Annotated in this window: 1 protein-coding gene and 2 pseudogenes; 2 read left to right on the top strand and 1 reads right to left on the bottom strand. The window is 72.6% G+C overall.

What is annotated here, in order from left to right:
• Both ASJ79_RS33435 and ASJ79_RS23445 read left to right on the top strand, forming a co-directional pair.
• The coding region (locus tag ASJ79_RS33435) for a peptidase (RefSeq protein ID WP_067960576.1) at positions 1 to 561 on the top strand (561 nt) is incomplete at its 5' end.
• Positions 558 to 1,634: pseudogene (locus ASJ79_RS23445) on the top strand (glycosyltransferase family 4 protein); the annotation flags it as partial. The gene ASJ79_RS33435 and the pseudogene ASJ79_RS23445, both read left to right, overlap by 4 nt.
• Here ASJ79_RS23445 and ASJ79_RS35230 read toward each other — a convergent pair.
• Positions 1,572 to 1,710: pseudogene (locus ASJ79_RS35230) on the bottom strand (co-chaperone YbbN); the annotation flags it as partial. The pseudogenes ASJ79_RS23445 and ASJ79_RS35230 overlap by 63 nt on opposite strands.

Below are 1,710 nucleotides of genomic sequence, written 5' to 3'. Positions count from 1 at the left end.
CGCAAGGGCATGTCCGTGCTGCTCGGCGCGCTGCCGGCGTTCTGGGGCCCGCACTGGCGGCGCGAGATCTCGGTGATGGTCGCCGGGTCGGCCGAGCAGTTCGCGACCCTGGCCGGGGGCGGCGCCGATGTCGCGGCCACCACCACCGCCGAGCGCATCATGTTCTCCCCGGGTGCCGGCGCGATGACCGACACCGATTTGCGAACGGTGTTGCGCCACGAACTTTTTCATTACGCGGCCAGGTCCGGCACCGCCGCCGACGCGCCCGTGTGGCTCACCGAGGGCGTCGCCGACTACGTCGCACGCCCACCGGCCTCGGTGCCGCCCGCCGCGGCGCCGACACCACCGACCGACGCCGAGCTGGCCACCCCCGGTCCCGGGCGGTCGGCGGCCTACGACCGGGCATGGGAGTTCGCGACGTACGTCGCCGTCACCTACGGCGCGGCGAAACTGCGTGCTCTCTACACCGCGGCGTGCGGACCCGGTCACACCGACGTCGCGACCGCGGTCCGCGACGTGCTGGGCGTGGAGCTGCACGGGCTTCCGGTGGGCAGCCGATGAGGCGCATCCTGCTGGTCACCAACGACTATCCGCCGCGGCGCGGCGGTATCCAGGCCTATCTGGAGGCGCTCGTCGGGCACCTGGTGGAATCCGGTGAACACCGCCTGACCGTGTACGCGCCGAAATGGAAGGGCGCCGAGGACTACGACGCCGTGGCCGAGGACACCGGTTACGAGGTGGTCCGCCATCCCGGGACCCTGATGGTGCCCGAGCCGACGGTGGCCGTGCGGATGCAGCGGCTGATCCGGGACCGCGACATCGACACCGTGTGGTTCGGCGCCGCTGCGCCGCTGGCGTTGCTGGCGCCGCTGGCCCGGGCCGCCGGAGCCCGCCGGGTGATCGCCAGCACCCACGGCCACGAAGTCGGCTGGTCGATGCTGCCGTTGGCGCGGACCGCGTTGCGCCGCATCGGCAACGACACCGATGTCGTCACCTATGTCAGCTCCTACACCCGGGGACGGTTCGCGTCGGCGTTCGGTCCCGATGCGGCGCTGGAGCATGTGCCGCCGGGGGTGGACACCGAGCGCTTCGTCCCCGACGAGGTCGCCAGGGCCGAACTGCGTGCCCGGTACGGCCTCGGCAGACGGCCGGTGGTGGTCTGTGTCTCGCGGCTGGTCCCGCGCAAGGGGCAGGACATGCTGATCCGGGCGTTACCGGCGATCCGCCAGCGGGTGCCCGACGCCGCGCTCGTGATCGTCGGCGGTGGCCCGTACCGCACCTCGCTGCACCGGCTCGCCCACACGTTCGGGGTTGCCGAGCATGTGGTGTTCACCGACGGTGTGCCCGGCGAGGAGTTGCCCGCGCATCACGCGATGGCCGACGTGTTCGCGATGCCGTGCCGGACGCGCGGAGCCGGTCTGGACGTCGAGGGCCTCGGAATCGTGTACCTGGAGGCGTCCTCGACCGGGGTGCCGGTGGTGGCGGGCCGGTCCGGCGGAGCCCCGGAGACCGTCGTCGACGGACAGACCGGCGTCGTGGTCGACGGCTGGGACGTCGGGCTGATCGCCGCAGCGGTCGGCGACCTGCATGCCCTCGAAGCTCGACAACGGCCTGCCGGCCGCCAGTGCCACCACGGTCGGCACCGCCTGGACGCCGAACATCTGCGCCACCCGCGGTGTCGTGTCGACGTTGACCGACGCGAACGCCCAC

It is taken from the genome of Mycobacterium sp. NAZ190054 (genome assembly GCF_001545925.1).
Lineage (GTDB): Bacteria > Actinomycetota > Actinomycetes > Mycobacteriales > Mycobacteriaceae > Mycobacterium.
The sequence above is the reverse complement of the archived record's forward strand: the minus strand, read 5'-3'. Positions and strand labels throughout refer to the sequence as shown.